At 45.6% G+C, this 18,509-nt stretch carries 14 protein-coding genes; 11 read left to right on the top strand and 3 right to left on the bottom strand.

Annotated features, from left to right (window positions below; all coding sequences use genetic code 11):
• The first annotated feature begins 83 nt into the window (after window positions 1-83).
• On the top strand, window positions 84-1,124 hold the full coding sequence (locus AC58QT_RS10835) for an aminoglycoside phosphotransferase family protein (protein WP_497408980.1): 1,041 nt from the start codon (window positions 84-86) through the stop codon (window positions 1,122-1,124).
• On the opposite strand, the gene AC58QT_RS10830 is transcribed toward AC58QT_RS10835, so the two are convergent.
• Window positions 1,084-3,420: a helix-turn-helix domain-containing protein gene (locus AC58QT_RS10830; RefSeq protein WP_497408979.1), complete on the bottom strand. Its 2,337-nt coding sequence runs from the start codon at window positions 3,418-3,420 to the stop codon at window positions 1,084-1,086. The genes AC58QT_RS10835 and AC58QT_RS10830 overlap by 41 nt on opposite strands.
• Window positions 3,421-3,604: 184 nt before the next feature.
• Window positions 3,605-5,770 carry a CBM96 family carbohydrate-binding protein gene (locus tag AC58QT_RS10825; RefSeq protein ID WP_497408978.1) on the bottom strand — a complete coding sequence of 722 codons (2,166 nt, stop codon included), beginning with the start codon at window positions 5,768-5,770 and terminating at the stop codon, window positions 3,605-3,607.
• 354 nt (window positions 5,771-6,124) lie between these two features.
• On the opposite strand from AC58QT_RS10825, the gene AC58QT_RS10820 reads away from it, so the two are divergent.
• From AC58QT_RS10820 to AC58QT_RS10785, 8 genes are all read left to right on the top strand, one after another.
• The gene (locus AC58QT_RS10820; RefSeq protein WP_497285872.1) at window positions 6,125-7,108 is read left to right on the top strand and encodes an ABC transporter permease; all 984 of its coding nucleotides are present in this window, start codon (window positions 6,125-6,127) and stop codon (window positions 7,106-7,108) included.
• A gap of 29 nt (window positions 7,109-7,137) precedes the next feature.
• Entirely contained in the window at window positions 7,138-8,016 is an 879-nt protein-coding gene (locus tag AC58QT_RS10815) for a carbohydrate ABC transporter permease (protein ID WP_497408977.1), read from the top strand.
• A 60-nt stretch (window positions 8,017-8,076) separates the two neighbouring features.
• Window positions 8,077-9,594, top strand: coding sequence for a type 2 periplasmic-binding domain-containing protein (locus tag AC58QT_RS10810; protein ID WP_497408976.1), 1,518 nt, complete (start codon window positions 8,077-8,079; stop codon window positions 9,592-9,594).
• 103 nt (window positions 9,595-9,697) lie between these two features.
• Window positions 9,698-11,473, top strand: coding sequence for a hypothetical protein (locus AC58QT_RS10805; RefSeq protein WP_497408975.1), 1,776 nt, complete (start codon window positions 9,698-9,700; stop codon window positions 11,471-11,473).
• Between the two features lie 33 nt (window positions 11,474-11,506).
• The gene (locus AC58QT_RS10800; RefSeq protein WP_497408974.1) at window positions 11,507-12,643 is read left to right on the top strand and encodes a glycoside hydrolase family 88 protein; all 1,137 of its coding nucleotides are present in this window, start codon (window positions 11,507-11,509) and stop codon (window positions 12,641-12,643) included.
• Window positions 12,637-13,791, top strand: coding sequence for a glycoside hydrolase family 88 protein (locus AC58QT_RS10795; protein WP_497408973.1), 1,155 nt, complete (start codon window positions 12,637-12,639; stop codon window positions 13,789-13,791). The genes AC58QT_RS10800 and AC58QT_RS10795 overlap by 7 nt, the downstream gene beginning before the upstream one ends.
• Before the next feature lie 30 nt (window positions 13,792-13,821).
• Entirely contained in the window at window positions 13,822-14,829 is a 1,008-nt protein-coding gene (locus AC58QT_RS10790; RefSeq protein WP_497408972.1) for a glycoside hydrolase 5 family protein, read from the top strand.
• Between the two features lie 186 nt (window positions 14,830-15,015).
• Window positions 15,016-15,729 carry a DUF421 domain-containing protein gene (locus AC58QT_RS10785; protein WP_497409313.1) on the top strand — a complete coding sequence of 238 codons (714 nt, stop codon included), beginning with the start codon at window positions 15,016-15,018 and terminating at the stop codon, window positions 15,727-15,729.
• A gap of 104 nt (window positions 15,730-15,833) precedes the next feature.
• On the opposite strand, the gene AC58QT_RS10780 is transcribed toward AC58QT_RS10785, so the two are convergent.
• Window positions 15,834-16,736 (bottom strand): LysR family transcriptional regulator, encoded by a 903-nt coding sequence (locus tag AC58QT_RS10780; RefSeq protein ID WP_497408971.1) that lies wholly within the window; start codon window positions 16,734-16,736, stop codon window positions 15,834-15,836.
• A gap of 233 nt (window positions 16,737-16,969) precedes the next feature.
• Between AC58QT_RS10780 and AC58QT_RS10775 the strand changes: the two genes are divergently transcribed.
• Both AC58QT_RS10775 and AC58QT_RS10770 read left to right on the top strand, forming a co-directional pair.
• A complete protein-coding gene (locus AC58QT_RS10775) occupies window positions 16,970-17,374 on the top strand; it encodes a nuclear transport factor 2 family protein (RefSeq protein WP_497408970.1) in 405 nt (134 codons plus the stop codon).
• Between the two features lie 198 nt (window positions 17,375-17,572).
• Window positions 17,573-18,496 (top strand): nucleoside hydrolase, encoded by a 924-nt coding sequence (locus AC58QT_RS10770; RefSeq protein WP_497408969.1) that lies wholly within the window; start codon window positions 17,573-17,575, stop codon window positions 18,494-18,496.
• Window positions 18,497-18,509: the final 13 nt, after the last annotated feature.

The following is an 18,509-nucleotide window of genomic DNA, read 5'->3' as shown; positions in this document are numbered from 1 at the left end:
CATTTGATATAATCATCTAAACAGCTGATAAATGGCTGTCGTTTTCTCAATAGCATCGACAAAGAAGAAAATGGAGGAAATAAATGAATTTTGAGCTTAAAAAGCTGATTTACGTATTAGAACAACGGTTCAAGACGAATATCCTCACTACCAATTGGCAAACTATGCCGTTACAGGGCGGAACTGTGGGAAATGTTTATCTGGTAACAGGGATCGCCGAAACCGTAGATGGTGACAAATTGCCTTACCGTTTAGTGCTGAAAATCCAGAAAAAATGGGATCGTTACGGCGATCCAGGATCATGGCGTCGGGAATATGATCTCTATTCGTCTGATTTGGGAGAGACTTTCTCTCAAGCCCTCCGTTGGCCGACATGTTATCACGCTGAGTTTAATATCGAAGTTAATGAATACCAGCTGTGGCTGGAATATATCGATGGTGTAACTGGTTTAGACTTGACCAGTGACATGTATGAGAATGCGGCGCTGGCGTTAGGGCGCTTTCAAGGTAAACTATATGCAGAGCAACCCGCTGTGCTGCAGAGACTAACCAACCTGAGCCATGCGGATCTCATGAAGAATAGATATATGCGTTACCGTTCATGGCCGGTCGTCTACGATTATATACGAACGAAGGACTGCGAATTGCCTGGACACGTGCGGCAGATGCTCATCGACATTGATGAGCAATCAGATGAGATTTTCGCTCGTATTGAAAAATTACCCCTCGTGCTATGTCATCGAGACTTCTGGATAACCAATCTTATCTATGCAGACGGGAGTTTTGCACTTATCGATTGGGACTCTGCCGGATGGGGCTACCTGGGCGAGGATCTCGCGAGCCTGATCGCGGATGAACCGGATATTGATCGCATGGTCGAACACTTCCAACAATGTATCCCTGCGTATTACAAAGGTTTTTCGGAGTATGCGGATGTATCCCAGATCGCTGATCATTGTGTTTACGAGTTCATCCTTCTTGTATTCGGGTACCGGCTTGTGGAGGGCTATCTCCGCACAGAGCCTGGTGACGAGAAGACGAAGCAGGTTCGTACTCTCCAAAAAATCTATGAAATGAAGAACATCAACCCGTATGACTACGTAAATTCTGGCGATATTGGCTAGGAGTGAAGCCTTCATGCTTTTTAAAAATCCGATTGAAATAGGAGGGCTGGTAACCGACTTGAACAGCAATGTCATTAATTTTCATGTCCGTATCAGCCAATAGATGCCGTGATTTCTCCAGACGTAAATTAGTCAGGTAATCGATGAAATTGACACCCGTTTGCAATTTAAATACCTTACTTAATGTGTAAGGATTGATGCCCACTGTGTCCGCACACCATTCCAGGGATAAATCATCATTGGCATACAGCTCCTGTAGCAAGTTGATGATTTTATCTACAGCGTACCCCGTTTTTTCCTCTTGGGAAGAGCGTAACGCTGCGATTTCCTTCCAATAGGGCCGAATGACTTTGGTTAACGCCCATTTCTGCATCGCTTTAGGTTCTCTATGTTGAGCCCATTGTTCATAAAGGCCGTCCGTTTCTTGTGAGCCGTAGCCCCATTTCAGCAACGCATGAAACAAGCTGCCAAGAAATTGCATCATGCCTTGGCGGACATACATTTCCTTGCCCTCTGCTTCCAAGGCTGCTTCTAGACTGCTGAACAAGCGGTGGGTTTCGATCTCATCACCCATTCGGATGGATTGTAGTAATTCCCGTTCCAATTCGAACGGATAAGCGAATCCCGTATGAGGCTTGGGAAGAAGCTCCTCCATGTCGAGTATTTGATTTTCCGCGTCCAAATCTCGGAAAGTCAGCGCCTGGCGGGCTTCTTCAAAGGCTTCTGGAACGCCTTGAGCGGAGGCTGTCGACTTTCCAATGACTTGGGTTACATTTAGTTTTAGTAGTTCAATCATTTTGGTCTTCATTTCCTCAGCGAGCCGGTACAGCTCAACCCTTAGTTGCTGAGACTCCCATTCGGCCGGAAATAAAACGATAATCCCCATGGTCATATTTTGGAAGTTGATAACACTGCCTTCTAATCCTAATTCCTGCTCAAAGAGCTCCGATACGATATTGGATGCTGAAAACGAAACGAGATGCTCATCCCCTTCAAGGAAACGGCCATTCTGAGTCAGGTCATGAAGACGGATGAGCATAACGCTATAGTGTTTTCCTTCCGGCTGCCAGCCAAAACTTATCATCCGTTCGCGAAGCTGCTTTTCAGACAAGGAATTCAAGTGTCCTTGAAGCAACTGAAGGAGGAAACCTTCACGCAGATAAGGAAGCTGTTCGTTGATTCGCTGCTTTAGTGAAAGCGACTCGGAGGTCATGTGCCACCAACGGTTTTCAATAATATGCACTTCGTCGCCTTGATCAACTGTTGCTGTATCTCGAGCACTTCCGAAAATGCGAACGAGCCGCTTAATCGGTTCGTAAAGCTGGCGGGAAGCGAGCCAGGAGAGAATACTCGCCAGAATTAAAGTAATGAGGCTAATTCCAATGATCAACCTAGATAGGAAGGCGACGGGTTTCGTTAACTGGGTAAGGGATGTAGCTGTGACATAAATCCAAGGCGAATTCGTTCGGTTGAACTTTTCGTAGGAAAGAGAGTATTTCTCTCCCATGGATTGAAATATGAAAGCATCGGTTTTTTTGTGATCTCTTAAAGATTCCATTAACAAGGATTTTTGTGTAGGATCCGTTGCACCCGATTTACCGCTCTTAATGGATAGTACCCAATCTCCAGCTTCATGATATAGATAAGAATCGACTTGGTTTTGACTGCCGACACCCCTCATTTGTTGGGCAAGTCGATTCTGATCCAAATAAAGAATCAGAGAGCCTTCGGGCTTCCCGGAAGCATGCGGTAGCTTATGTACAAGAGCAATGCCCGTCCGGTTTCCAGCCAATGGCGGCAAATCATTTGTCCAGAAAAGATTCTGTTTAGACTGCATTAATGAAGCAAAGGAGACTTGGTTTGGTTGGCCATCAAGAGATGAAATGCCTTCCTCGCTTGAGATAAGTGTCTTGTTGTCAGATAAGTACAGATAGACTCGTTCAATTAACGGGTTCGATCCTCTAACAGTTGCTAAGGTACGATACAACTGCCAAACTTGGTCATATTGGTGTTTAAAGTCAAGCTGCTTGAGTTCATTATCAAAGGCAGGGTCGAAAGCCCATTGCGCCGTAAGAGTTTCCATCTGAGTGAAGTAATTATCCAACACTTTGGTTGCTTGGCTCACCTGCAACTGATTGGATAGGTTCACTTCCTTTTCAATTCGAGATACGCCAAAATAGTAGATGCCGATACCGATCAAGATGGTAGGCAGACAGCTAATCATTAGGACGATCAGCAGACTTTTTCGATACAGTGAGCTGTGAGCTCTCGTCTCTTTTTTCATGCGGTATAGCATAGGGTACACCTCACTCTGTAAGCGTATTCAATTACTTCAATAATTCTAGCACCGTTCACCAGTAATAGCTAGCTAACTATGACACTGGCAAAAAAATATGGATGTGCAAAAAAGTGCTGTTTCGAAATTCTCCTTTCAAGCCTTAAAAAATCCCTGACAGCAACTGCTGCCAGGGATTTTTGTCTCAATACCATAATTCTAAGTACGGTAGTCCTGAAGAGGCTTCACGTGTATTGATTATGGCATGTCTGGTATCGTCACCGTTATCACTCGAGTAACGTTGTTCGCGAATTAAAGCAAACGATAGTAAGCTGTCCGGATGTTTTCTAACATACTCGGTAACATCGACTCGCATGATTTGACTGACCCCATCCGCTGATAGATGCCCGACAGGAAAAGCACCAACACCTACCCCGATCATTGCGGAAGTCGCAGGGTTTAGATTCGGAGCGTTGTTCCACGTCAAGGTAGATTCACTCCAGCCATCGTTGCTAATTCCATAGGTGTGGAAGTTCATATCTGTACTGTCGATGGGATTGTATCCGGTCACTCTTAGTACAGCTCTCTTCACAGTAGCCAAATTAATCCCAGACGTATTGAATTTGATGTAACTAACTCGATTATTGTTGGTGGACGCAGAATCGCGTTTAACTCTCATGGATGTTTCTGAACCAAAATTAGTGTTTGCACTTGCGCCACCTTGTACTTGGGCATCAGCGACAGCTGCAAGTTTGGACTCATTTAATAGTGTTCCTTTAGGCACCGTGATCAACCAGACGCTTTGTTTCGGGTGGGTTAAGGTTAGTGATTTGGAGGCTGACATTTTAATGACCTGAGTGACTTCACCCCAATGATCCTCACTGATTTCTTCTACTGTAACGACAGAATCAGTTGAGATTCCAACAGCGCTCATGTTAAATGTGGTCGTGTAATCTGTCGTCGTATTAGGATTGATGGCCAAAATATAATAATTATTGGTAGCGGGGTCGTAAGAGGTATAAGCGGCATAATCACTATGAGCAGAATTAGACAAAGTTTTATAGCGGTCTTTTTCGCCTTTGAAACCTTTGGCAGCGAATCGGACGACTTCTCCTGAACGGGTGACGCCTCCAATATCATAGGACCCAGAGTTCCACACGTAATTGAAGCCCGTACCCTGATAACCGTGGGCATCTGAGTAGGTATTGCTAAATTTAAAGGCTAACATTCCTTTCACGTCACGAAGCATGGATTTTCCATAAATTAATGCCATATCCGTAACGGTTCCCATATCACTTAAATTGTAACTAGCATTGAGATCGAAAGTACCTGTGCTGTAGCGGTTGAACTCGGTATAATAAATTGGCAAAGCGGTGGCTGTTGGGGAGAACTGGATCATTTTGTTCTTAATCATATCAAGCTCATTGTAATAATCAGATCCAGTCATGTTGTATTTATGCGTACCAAAAATGTTGAAAATATCATAATTAACCGTATTGCCACGGTAATCCTTCCGAATGTTCATCATTGCTTTTTGACCCCAACCATACTGGTCATCACGGTTATCGGCATCCGGATCTGCGATCATATGATAGTCACCTGAGCTGCTTTGAGCATGGGTTAATACTGGCGCGCTAATTTGAGCGGTCAGCGACTTTCCATAAAGGGCGTTAACATCCGCAATCGCGCAGCGAATTGCATCCGAAGAGAAACGAAGCATTTCTATGTAAGTGTCCTGGGTCAAATCGATATTACTGCCATGATCGGGCTCATTGAATATCTCATACATCTTAACGTCATAATTTTTGGCCATATGGTAAGCCATTGCATAATCGAACTGCCACAGCTCCCAGCGGTCGCTCCAAGTGCCTGAACCGTTCCATAGTGTAGGATTCATTACTGCCAAAACATCCACGTTGAGGTTTTTTAATTCGCTCAGCATATAGTTCAGCTTAGACTGATTCGTTCCGCTAGTCGTATAATTTTGAAAGCGATCCTGAAAGACTGGCCAATTGATGTATGTTGTACTTTCAGGATTTGCTCGCAGTAGCGACTTCCGGGAATCAAAGGATGCTAGGTCAGTCACACCATCACCATAGGGTGCCATGTCATCCGTTGGTTCATAGTTACCCATGGACGTCCATATTCGGTAAGCATTTACGCCGGAATAATTTACCCAGGACGAAGTATTGCTGTTTGGCAAATAGTGTCCCTGATTATAACCGATATGCAGTGGGGTTTTACCCGCAATTTCGTTGTAAACCGTGACATCAGCTGAGGCTGCTGACGCAGTAGTCGGTCGAATCAGGATAGTTGGCAGCAATAAGCTGAGGATAAATAAGGCTGGCACTACTTTTTTCATTTTTAACATTCGACTTCACTCCTCAAATTAAATAATTCCAATTATTGAAGCGCTTACAATAAAAGCCTCGCTCACTCGACTCCTTTCCAATATACATGCTTACTATTGTTTGAGAATTTAACTATAAATAGCAGACTCAGCAACTTCAATCACACATTTTTGCCGGATGATACATTTTTGCAATCTGCTAGCCATGCCAAAAAACTTCTTGCCGGCAAAAAAGTGCCACAATGTGGGGGAGTCCCAATAAAATCTCACAAAATAAACGGCAAAAAAGTGAGGTTGCAGGAAATCATCGCCACGATTACGATAAATCCAAGAAACCAACGGCTAACCAAGCCGACATAGAGGAGAGTATTGAGAATGAGCCAACAGTCCGGAATTACCAATCAGAGTTTGCCGGCTCCGGTTTCCGCTAAGCTGACGAGTAAGCGCGTAAAACGTTCTGCTTTCTGGCATAATTTACGGCGTGACAAATATTTGTATCTGCTTGCGTCGCCAGCAATTTTATACTTTATTGTGTATAAATACGTTCCTATGTTTTGGCTGATCATTGCTTTCCAGAAATATTCTCCGATGCTCGGGATCTTCAAGAGTAAATGGGTTGGTTTTGAACATTTCGTTAGGTTCTTCTCAACTCCAGACTTCTGGACTTTGTTCCGCAATACGATGGCGATTTCGTTCTTAAAGTTATTTTTCTTTTTTCCAATTCCAATCATTCTTTCTCTCCTATTAAATGAGCTTCGCAGCACAAGGTATAAAAGAATCATTCAATCGGTCATTTATTTACCTCATTTCCTCGCTTGGGTCATTATCTCAGGAATTACGTTTCTGATGCTTTCTCATTCAGAGGGGGTTGTTAATAAGATATTCACTGCATTCGGGTGGGAAAAATTCGACTTTCTGACGAATGCCGACATTTTCTGGGGATTAATTGTAGGTCAGACGATCTGGAAGGAATGTGGTTGGGGGACAATCATCTTTCTGGCAGCGATTGCAGGAGTTGATCCTCAACTTTATGAAGCAGCTAAGATGGATGGAGCAAACCGTTTTCGCCAAATGTGGCACGTCACACTACCTGCAATTAAATCCGTTATCGTTATCCTGCTTATTCTTAGGCTGGGCGATATCATGGATGTAGGTTTCGAGCATATCTACCTGATGCTGAACGGTGCAGTCAGTTCTGTGGGCGACGTGTTCGACACTTATGTTTTTAGAGCGGGTGTTCAGCATGGACAGTTCAGCTATAGCACGGCGATTGGATTGTTTAAATCACTCGTAGGATTAATCCTAGTCATTATTGCGAACAAAATTGCCAAAAAAGTTGGCGAGGAAGGCGTTTACTAACGTCCATCTATTGGGAAGGAGCACATACCATGAAACGAAGTTTAAGTGATAAAATCTTCGATTACATCAATGTTATTGGATTGGGAGCCATCGGTTTGATTTGCGTGTTCCCGATCTACTACGTGTTCGTCGTGTCATTCACAGAGCCTGCTGAATATTATCGAGGCGGTCTCATCCTGTTTCCTTCAGAATGGTCGCTAAAATCCTATCAATTTCTACTCTCGACTAAGGCATTTCCAAGGGCTATCCAAGTCAGCGTCTTTCTAGCAACCGTAGGAACTTTCCTCTCTTTGATGGTCACATCCGCTTTCTCCTATGCGCTTTCGAGAAAAAGACTGATGGGTAGAAGACTATTAATGTTAATGATTCTAATGACCATGTTGTTTAGCCCAGGACTTATTCCTCATTACTTGGTTGTCAAGGAGACGGGTCTTCTTAATAGTATATGGTCACTTATCATTCCTGGTATCACAAGCGCCTGGTATGTGCTGTTAATGAAAGGCTTCTTCGACAGCATTCCAGTCTCCTTGGAAGAAGCGGCTGTCATTGACGGTGCCTCAGACATCGGGGTTTGGTGGCGAATCATTCTCCCCCTTTCTTTACCTGCGTTAGCTGCATTTGGCTTGTTCTACGCCGTGCATTATTGGAATACGTACTTCAACGCAGTTATGTATATCAATGATTTCAAAAAAGTACCGCTGCAGGTTCTCCTGCGAAACTTACTGGTCGACCCGTCAACTGCTGGCGGTGGTGAAATGGGACAGTCGGCGAATTCGGAAATGAGGCTTCCGACAGAGACGCTCAAGATGGCGGCTGTTGTTATCGCCACAGTTCCTATCATGATGGTGTACCCATTCCTTCAAAAGCATTTTGCTAAAGGAGCCATGGTTGGTTCCGTGAAGGAATGATAGCATACATATAAAGTCATTAGTCAAGAAAGATGCAACTATTATGAGGAGGTCTTCTAGATGAAAAGCAAAAAAGCTTTACTATCCGTGTTGGCACCGACATTATTTCTGTCGACTGTGTTGATGGCCTGCGGAGGAACATCAACGGAAAGCACCAAAGCAAGTGTAGAGGATACAAAGCCAGTTGATATCAGTATATTTACGACCTTCTTCGGTACCGAACCTCCAAGTGAAGATAATGTAATTAAAAAAGAAATTGAAAAACGAACCAATACAAAGCTGAATATTTCTTGGACAGGTACTGAAGCTGAGCAAAAAGCCAATGTCATGCTCGCATCCGGAGACGTCCCTGACCTTATGTTTATCAGCAATATCACGACTCCACAGTTTACATCCATGGTTAGTCAAGGGGCTTTTTGGGATGTAACACCTTTTTTGAAAGATTACCCTAATTTAATGAAGTTCCCTGAAGATACTTGGATCTATACCCGTATTAACGGTAAAAATTTCGGTATTCCTCGTGTACGTCCGACTGAAGGCGGAAGCTTCCCCTATGTGCGCAAAGACTGGCTGGATAAGCTGGGTCTCAAAGTACCTCAAAATATGGATGAAGTATATACGGTGTTGAAAGCGTTCGTAGAAAAGGATCCAGACGGTAATGGCAAAGCGGATACCGTTGGTATGGTCGGCCTTGCAAGCGAAACGAGTATGAACACATTAGCATGGGTTGAAAACGTGTACAATAAGGCGTTCGGTGAATATGCCATGGTGGACGGCAAGCTCGTTAATAAAAACATACTGCCAGGAACGCGTGAAGCTCTTGTCTGGCTGAACAAAGCCTACAATGAAAAGCTGATTCCTCAAGACTTTGCGGTGCTGAAATCGGCTCAGGCTTCTTCCATGATGAAATCAAACAAAGGTGGCATGTACTACGGTCCGCCAGAAGCTGCGTGGCCAGATGTGGAGGATCTTAGAAAATTAGGTATTAAAGAAGCAGATACATTACCGTTAATTTCTTTGAACGGGGTAACTTTCAGAGACGCAGGATTCTTCGGTGTGTACGCGATTCCTAAAACCGTGCCTGAAGCGAAGCTTAAGAAAATTCTGAAATTCATGGATTACGGCGCTTCGGATGAGGGTTCTACACTAGCGAATTTTGGCATCAAGGACACTCATTTTAAAGAGGAGAACGGAATCAAAATCGCGACTCCGCAAGCAACCAAAGATGTGGTATCCTCACAAACTTTTGGTCAGATCTTCCAAAGCTACGACAAGTACTTCCGTGCTTACCGTGTAGGTATGGATGCGCAAACCTTCGAACGCAATAAGAAAATTATTGACGAGCGTGCTAAGGTGAGCGTACCGGATTTAGGTAAAGGATTGTTCTCGGAAACCGATGAGAAGCTGGGAGCCGATTATATCAAGAAGTTCATCGCTCTAAAAGTGAAAATTATTATGGGTAAAGAGCCGATTACCGCTTGGGATACGTATATCACTCAGCTTAAGAACGATGCCAACTTTAAAAAGATTGAAAATGAGATCAATGAATCTTATAAAGTCCGTATAGGTAAGAAATAATTTTTAACGATCGTTAATGACTGGAGACGTCCCGCTTTTGGAGCTTAACCGCTGCGGAGCGGGACTTCTTTTTACACAAAATTAGGTTCTTGGAGGGATTACCGTGGCGTTGTCTGAAATAACAACTTTCAGTGATATAGAGAATAAACTTTCTAATTTTATTGCAAGGCAGGAACATGAAGATGAAGTTTCAAGTACCGGAGTGAATCGTGATAGCTATTTAGACTTGGTTCAAGGGAATGTTGATTTCTTTAAAGTCCATCAGGATGAGCGGGGAGCCATCATTGATCCCGTCATCGGTGGCGAGAGACAGTATTCAACGCCTTGTTTTGCCGCGACCGCAGCTTCTTTGGTGAAATTTCGGGGGAGAGAAGATCTGCTGGAGCCTTCCTGCCGAGCCTTGACCTACAGTTTGGAATGCTTAATAGAAGGTAATGCAAAGTGCAATAATCACGGCAATTTCTATATGACACAGGTTGTGCATGCCTATATATGGCTTCAAGATATTGTAAAACCGACGTTGGTGGAACAGTGGAAGGAGATGTTCGGACGTATCAAGTCGGAAGTCGCTTATAAGCAGGCCTTTCACAACTGGTCCGTAGTCGCGCAGGCTGGTGAAGTGATGCGTTTGGAGCAGCGTCTTGGCGGTAATCTGGAAGAGATCGATGACAATATCGACATTCAGCTTCCCCTGGTGACGGATTTAGGTATGTATGTGGATCCGAATGGTCCTCTGTCCTATGACTTATTCTCTCGTTTATTTTTCCAGATGATGCTCAATCACGGTTATAACGGGCGACACAAAGATTTTCTGGAAGACGCTTCTTTAAAAGGGGCTGTTACATCTTTGTTCATGCAAAGTCCAACGGGCGAAATTCTGCTTGGTGGCCGCAGTGCGCAGCATCAATGGAATGAAGCGGAGCAATGCTACATATTCGAAACCTATGCGAAACAGTATGCGGCACAAGGCAACCATGCTATGGCAGGGGCGTTCAAGCGAGCGGCCAAGCTTTCGTTGGCTTCCATTACACGTTGGCAAAGGCCAAGCGGAGAGCTCAATATCGTGCGCAACTGGTTTGACCCTAGCGAGCGGGTCGGTTACGAAGGATATTCGTTCCACTCGCAGTACAACCTGTTATGCGCCTTCATGCTGGCGGCTTGCTATTGGCATGCAGATGATTCCATTCAAGAGAAAGCATGCCCTGCTGAAACTGGCGGATTCGCCCTTTGGCTAGAGCCACATTTTCGCAAGCTCGTATTAAACGGTGGCGGTTACTATGCGGTCATTCAGACCAAGGGTGAAAAAGATTACAATCCTACAGGTATTATTCGTATTCAGAAGCGTGGAATGACCTTGCCGGTAGGGCCAGCAGACATGGTTCCCATTGCGAAAAACCCGGAAGGCGGAGCTATTTCTTATGCGATTAGCACGCATTATCGTGACAAATGGCAGCGTACAGCTGACATGACGCGTGGTGAGCTGGATGAAGTGAAAGTCGACATTTTGGAAGAGAGTCCTCACCGAGTGGTAGCACAATTAACGTATATCGGAGGAATTTCTGTTAATATATGGAAAAGAAAACTGATCCTTGATTCCAGCGGGGTAACCGTGGAGGACGAAAGCTCAATGAATTTCCATGAGGAAATTCCGATTATGCTGTTTGATGGTCGTGACGAATCCCAAGTCACACTTTCTAGCCGAGAGTCTCACGTACAGTTGCGAGACGAAATACAGCAAGTAACGATTCTTGAGTCAGAAGATTCAGGATTGGCCTTGACCGAGCGAAGCGGCTTGTCGCGCAATGGGAAACTTGGTTCTTTGCAGTATGCAACGAAAGGGAAAAAGACGTCTTACCGAGTGACTTTAAGCAAAGCATAAACTAACTATATAGGACGAGGAGAGAGAAAGAATATGACGCAAACAAGTACAGAAACAAAGACATGGATCGACGAAGCTTGGGAACGCACTGTACAGAAGGTAGAAAGAACGAGCCGTCGAATCGGGGGAACCTTCCCACATATCACATTGAATGGGCAGTATGATACGATGGCGCCACAGTGGTGGACTAGCGGCTTCTGGCCAGGTCTTCTGTGGCTAATGTACCGCGAAACCGGAGATGAGAAATTGAAGGAGTATGCGGCTTCATGTGAGGAACAGTTAGATTCCGTTTTGCACGGTTTTAACCAATTAAGCCATGATATTGGGTTTATGTGGAGTCTATCAGCAGTAGCTCAGTATAAGCTGACAGGAAATGAGGAGTCTAAAAGACGCGGGATGATTGCTGCAAGCCACTTAGCTGGACGCTTTAATCTCAAAGGGAATTTCATCCGCGCTTGGCAGGACAGCAAAACAGAAAGTCGTGCGGGTTGGGCAATCATTGACTGCACGATGAATTTGCCCATCCTGTACTGGGCATCGGAAACGCTGAACGATCCTCGCTTCAAATATATCGCTATGGCACATGCGGATACGGTAGTTAGGGAATTTGTGCGTGAAGACGGCTCCGTTCGTCACATCGTCTGTTTTGATCCAAACACGGGTGAACGCGTGAATGTGCTTGGCGGACAGGGGTATTCGCCAGAATCTGCCTGGTCGCGTGGCAATGCCTGGGCGCTTCATGGACTTGCTCTTTCCTACCGCTACACGAAGGAGCAAGTATACTTGGACGCTGTAAAACGGGTAGCTCACTTTTTCATATCCGCGTTGCCTGAGACACATGTGCCATTCTGGGACTTTCGCGCACCTAAGGAAGAGCAGGACTGTGTCGATACTTCGGCTGCAGCTTGTGCGGCCAGCGGGCTTTTGGAAATCGCGAACTGGGTTCCTGAACTTGAAGCTTCCCTTTACCGGGATGCGGCTGAACGTATTATGAAATCTCTCTATGAAAATTATGGGGCGTGGGATAGCCAAGAAGAAGGTCTGGTCACCCATGGCACCATCTATAGAAATTCTGAACGATATCCGGATCATGTTTCGATCATCTACGGTGATTACTTCTTCGTGGAGGCTTTGACGAAGTTGAAAGGCAGGAGTGAAGTCCTATGGTAGAAAAAATGAAGGAAGAGCAGAATGTGGTCAGATACGCGGACTGGATGAATGAAGCCTGGGAGCAAGTCCTGAAAAAAGTCGGCAAGACGAGTAAGCAGATCGGTGTAAGCTTCCCGCATGCTTCCAAGGATGGGGTCTACGATTCCATGCCTGTAGCATGGTGGACAGGAGGATTCTGGCCTGGTTTATTGTGGCTCATTTATCGGGAAACAGGAGATGAGTCCCTCAAACGTATTGCGACAGAAACGGAAGATCGGATGGACGAGACACTGCGTGAATTTTACAAGATTGATCATGACGCAGGATTTATATGGAGCCTTACTTCCGTAGCGCAGTTCAAGTTGCTCAACAGTGAGGAATCGAAACGCAGAGGACTCATAGCCGCAAGTCATCTTGCGGCGAGATTCAATATGCGCGGAAGTTTCATTCGCGCTTGGAACGACAAGCCGGAGTCCACTCGAACCGGTTGGTCTATTATTGATACAATGATGAATCTGCCGCTTCTGTTCTGGGCATCTGAGACATTGAAGGATCCACGATTTGCTCAAATTGCGATGGCGCATGCGGATATGGTGCTTGAACATTTTATTCGTCCGGACGGTTCGGTTCGTCATATTGTTCATTTTGATCCGGAAACGGGTGAGGTTGTGTTGGTCAAAGGGGGGCAGGGCTATTCACCAGATTCCGCTTGGTCACGCGGAGCTGCTTGGGCACTTCACGGTATGATTCTAACCTACCGGTATACAAAAGAACCTCGTTATTTGCTAGGTGCCAAACGGGTGGCCCATTTCTATTTGGCCAATCTTCCCGAGGATCATGTGCCACACTGGGATTTCAGGGCCCCGGTAGCGACACATCCGGGTCTTGACACGTCTGCTGCCGCTTGTGCGGCAAGCGGTTTGCTTGAAATAGCTAATGCTGTTGAGCCTCTAGAGGCTGATTTGTATCGGAATGCTGCGGTTCGCACGGTAAAGTCGCTGTATGAGAATTATGGATCGTGGGGAGATGACGAAGAACAAGGATTAATTCGGATGGGAACCGTTAATTTCAATTCTGGCAGATATGTGAATCTCCCTCTTATCTATGGGGATTACTTCTTTGTGGAAGCACTTGCGAAATTGAGAGGTCAAGAGCAGTTGTTCTGGTAACTATTATCGTTCAAGATAAGGCGGTTGCTTATGAGTGATACTCCTGCTTCAAATGCACTTGTTCGGGGAGCAGTCTATATTCCAGCTCGTGCCTACAATGCTTATCAGATGTGGAGAGATTACGACCCCAGCATTATTGAAAGGGATCTTAGCTTTGCTGTTAGATTAAACGTCAATGCGCTGCGGATTTGGCTATCTTATGAGTATTGGCTTGAGAACCCGGAGGCGCTGCAAGTCGCTTTTAGGCACTTGCTGCAAGCTTCTTCTAGCACCGGTATCCGACTAATGCCTTGCTTATTTGAAGGCTGCGGCATCGCACCGACCTTGGACGCGTTGACTAACACGGACCCTTTAACAGCGGTTTGCGTTCATTCACCGGAAAGAGACATTTTTGAAAATCCAACCCGTTACAAGGAAACTGCCAACTTCGTGGCGTGGTTCATGTCACAATTCGCAAACGATCCACGACTGTTGGCTATCGAAATAATGAATGAACCTTCTGATCTAGATAGGCTGCGATTTTCCAGAGAGATGATGAAGACTGCGCTGCAAGGCAAAGGAAGTATTCCTTTGACGATAGGCTGCGCCAATTTGGAAGATCATTTGTATTTTATGGATCTCGAAGTCGATATTTTGCAAAACCATTTGAACTTTCCCTCTTCCCGCGAAGAGATTGTGCTCAGGCTGAACAAGATGAAGCTGGCCGAGGAGATTCTTGGCAAGCCGTGCTGGTTAACGGAGTGGCAGAGAATCCGCACGGGTCCAAGAGGTCCAGGTGGTGCTATGCCTGTTGAAGGGGAGTGGCAGCCGGCCTATGCTGAGTATGCGGCGTTGCTAGATGAATTTGGGATGTCAGGCTTTTGTTGGTCACTGATGCTGAAACCAGCGTATCTGCCGGGTCAGCGTAAGAAGGGCGTGCTGAATGGCTTTTTTCACGAAGACGGAGCTCTTTGGAGCTTGGAAGATGCCCGTACTGTCTCAGGAAATCCGAATTTGCAGGGAGAAGAACGACGGGAATGGCCGAAGTTTATCAAATGAAACTTAAAAAAGAGCTTATAGATCTCATCACGACCGAACACATCCGGTTTCATAGCAACAAAGTGCTCCGAACCGAATCCGTTCGGAGTAAAAAAATGGTAATTGGATATATTGAATATAAATCCAATTCTCAATCGTTTGATCATGGTTAGTTTGATCAGAAGGAAGGTAGTGTACGCCATGTGGATGGAAACCATAAAAGATTTCTTGCAGATCGCAGGAAGGATTGTGACGATTTACCCCCTTATGTTGATTGTTGGACTATTTATGGGGAAACGCTCCCTAGGTGAATTGCCTGTATTTGATTTTCTGGTCATCCTCTCCTTGGGCTCCGTCGTTGGCGCTGATATCGCCGAACCGAACATTAGCCATCTCCATATTGGAATAGCCATTGTATTAATCGGTCTGCTGCAACGCATTGTCTCTATATTAGCTATTAAATCAAGGAAATTCGGAAAACTAATCTCGTTCGAACCAACAATTGTGATTCATCAAGGAAACTTGTTGGTCAATAACCTCAAGAATGTACGTTATTCAATCGATAATATCCTTCAAATGTTGCGAGAGAAGGATGTTTTTCATCTCCCGGATGTCGATCTTGCCATACTAGAGGCAAACGGTAAATTGACCGTGTACAAGAAGGGGCCGAAATCTGCACCGACCCTCGAAGATTTGGGGATAGCCAAGCGGCAAATCGATTTATCCTATCCCTTAATCGTAGAAGGGACCTTATACAATGAAACGCTATCTTATATTAAGAAGGACGCGTTCTGGCTGGAGTCGCAATTGCAAGCGAAAGGGGTTTGCCAAGACGATATCTTCTATGCTTCCGTTGATGACAATGGCATCCTTTACATTTCCGATAAAACTTTTATAAATCCTCCGCCTATTCGACACTAGAGCGAAGTTTAGAGCTCTAGGGAACTTAGAACGGTCATTGTCAACAATTTATGGGCTGTCTCCAAGAGAGACAGCCCTATTTGGCCTTAGCTAACATTGCATGATTATGAAGACTTAGCATGAAGGATAGCGGTCTCGATATAGGTTCTCAAAGTCTTGATGAACGTGCGCATGGCGTATCCAACATATCTGTCACTGCGGTAGATCAGATAAATGTCTTGAGAAGGCGTAGGATTCCTCAGTTGCACGACTTTAATGTCTGTATTATGAAGATTATCCAGTAGCAATCTCGGGAGAACACAGTTACCAACGCCGCTCTGTACCATCTGGAGGAGGGAAGATAACGTTGTCGTCACCATATGGGGCTGTAGTGTAAACCCATTCTCCATGCAAAAACGGTCGATCAGTTTGCGGCACTGATGGTCTGGTGGGAACAGGACCATTTTCAAAGAATGCAGCTTGTTTAAGGGGATGAAGCTCTCTGTGGCAAGGGGATCATGGATACTTACCGCTAAAGAAAACTCTTCGTGAAATAAGGGGATCGACGTGAGACGTTCATCAATTACAGGTCCAATAGTTACCCCAACATCAATGCTACGGTCTAAAACTTGTTCTGTTACTTTCATGGTTTCCAGAAGGGATAACGAGATGGTGGGATAGGTCTCATGGAAGTTCAGTAGCAAGGCATTAAACATGAGATCCGCGTCACCGGGCAAGACACCAATGGATAGTGATCCACCTTGCATCTGCTTCAGATCGGCAATGGCTTCACTCGCTTGCTGCAGATGCTTAAACACGGCAGCACCATGTTCATGAAGAATAGCTCCGGCTTCTGTAAGGACAATTGTTTTTCCCACACGATCGAACAATAGAACGCCTATCTCTTCTTCCAATCTCCTTATCTGCTGGCTGATATTAGGTGCGCTGACTCCCATTTTTTCGGCTGCTCTCGTGAAGTGAAGCTCATCACAAATCGCCATAAAATATTGTAGTTGTTTTAATTCCATAGCTCATACCCACTTTCAATGCCATCGTTGCATACAGATGTAATGATAATTGTCACGCCATCTTCTTTTGCTGTCAATAATAATCGTTAACTTATACTTAACGTTCTGGTAAGGCCCACTGCATTGATGGTACGTTTCATGAGACCTATACTAGGAATATATCAAGCGCTTTTCATTACAAATGGAGGAAATTCATTGTGTTAACTAATAACCTTAATGAGGAGGATTCTTTCATGGAGAATTTCGTAGGCTCAGTCCCATCCCGAACTGGTGAAGTGTTTGATGCTTTTAGGAAGGCTTTTGAAACAGGAGATACCGTTGATTTTCTTAAAAAGGTTACCGAAGAGTTTCATTTCTTCGTTCCGCTCCCTCTTGAGGGGTGGAATCACGAACAACAAGGCAAAGAGAGGTTCGAGGAATTGATCAAGTTCGAACGCTCCGTATTGCAAGTACAACTAACCCCGCTCATCTTGCTTGAGAATGAGGACAATGGCATGGTGGTATTTCGCGCGGAGGGTTCGTTGAGTGGTCGACCTTATCAGAATGAGCTTTCTGTTCTCTTCGCGTATGAGGCAGAGCGGGTCCGCTTGTTCCGCGAATATGTAGGTATGCCGTTAAAAAACTACGAGACCGTGTAAATAACTGATTGTAGTCTTAGCAAGATAGTTAGGAAATGAATATATACGGATCATTCGCAATTACGTTACGATATTTCCGTGCTCAAGAACCTTGTTAGGTTTTCCTGACGAAGGTTCTTCTTTATATCACGGAATAAGGTAAGGATCGTGGTCGAACATGTTGGACGTGAAGGCTTATGAAGAGTGAGGGGGATTTGCATGGGAATTTCACCGAGTTGTAGACCGGTCATCGTCGGTACCGATTGGTGGACGGACAGTGACGATGTAGTCGCGATGCGCGTGCTCGTTTGGGCGGAGCAACAAGGCATGGTGGAGATCGCTGCGATCGGGATGAGCGCATGCATGGCGTATTCGGCGGCGTCGCTGGATGCTTTTTTGACGGCGGAGGGCAGGCCGGGGGTGCGGATCGGCATCGATATTGAGGCTACAGATTTCGGCAAAGTGCCGAAGTACCAGAAAAATATGGCGGAACGCTTAAACGGAACCAAGCGGAACGAGGACTGTGAAGATGCGGTAAGGATGTACCGTCGTACGCTCGCTGAGATGCCGAACAAGCTTGACCTCATCGAGATTGGCTACCAGCAAGTGCTGGCCGCTCTACTGCAGAGCCCCGGGGACGACTTGTCACCGCTGACGGGCTTGGAGTTGGTGACACTGAAGGTGAACAAGTTGTGGGTGATGGCTGGGCACTGGGAGAATGACGGGAGCGGTGTGGAAAATAATTTCGCCCGTAACCGACGCTCCATCGTCGCTGGGCATCATGTCTGTGCATACTGGCCGACACCGATCACGTTCCTAGGCTGGGAGGTGTCGGACAAGATTTTGACGGGCGGTACGCTGCCGGAGGACGACAACGTTGCACTGGCGCTGCGCGACCACGGCTTCCCGAACGGCCGCAGCTCGTGGGACCCGATGCTCATGCTGCTCGCCTGCCTCGGAGACGAGGAAGAGGCAGGCTATCGGACCGTCGTGGGCACTGCCCACGTCGATGCGGATTCCGGCAGGAACTCGTTCGACGTGCATGCAGATGGGAAGCATGCTTACGTAGTGAAGGTTCATCCGAACGAGGTGTATCGAGAGGCGATTGACCAGATATTGGAGAGTTGCGTGCGATCGGATTAGTAAATGGTTAGGT

The organism is Paenibacillus sp. J31R109 (assembly GCF_059692055.1).
Note: the sequence above shows the minus strand (reverse complement) of the source record. Positions and strands in the feature narration are given on the sequence as shown.